General features: G+C 55.6%; 1 tRNA gene. It reads right to left on the reverse strand.

From position 1 onward, the window contains the following. Positions 1 to 73 precede the first annotated feature (73 nt). Positions 74 to 158: transfer RNA gene (locus ADJ24_RS03735), tRNA-Leu, on the reverse strand. Positions 159 to 216: the final 58 nt, after the last annotated feature.

Here is a 216-nt window from a genome sequence, read left to right on the forward strand (position 1 = left end):
AGGGAATGCCGGTATCAAAAACCGGTGCCTTACCGCTTGGCGATACCCCATCCGTGCAACGCTTACCCGGGAATGGTGCGGGAGGCGAGACTTGAACTCGCACACCTTGCGGCGCCAGAACCTAAATCTGGTGCGTCTACCAATTTCGCCACTCCCGCAAAAAAGATGGTGGCTACGACGGGATTCGAACCTGTGACCCCATCATTATGAGTGATG

Source organism: Enterobacter sp. 940_PEND (assembly GCF_001059415.1).
In the GTDB taxonomy this organism is placed as follows: domain Bacteria; phylum Pseudomonadota; class Gammaproteobacteria; order Enterobacterales; family Enterobacteriaceae; genus Enterobacter; species Enterobacter cloacae_M.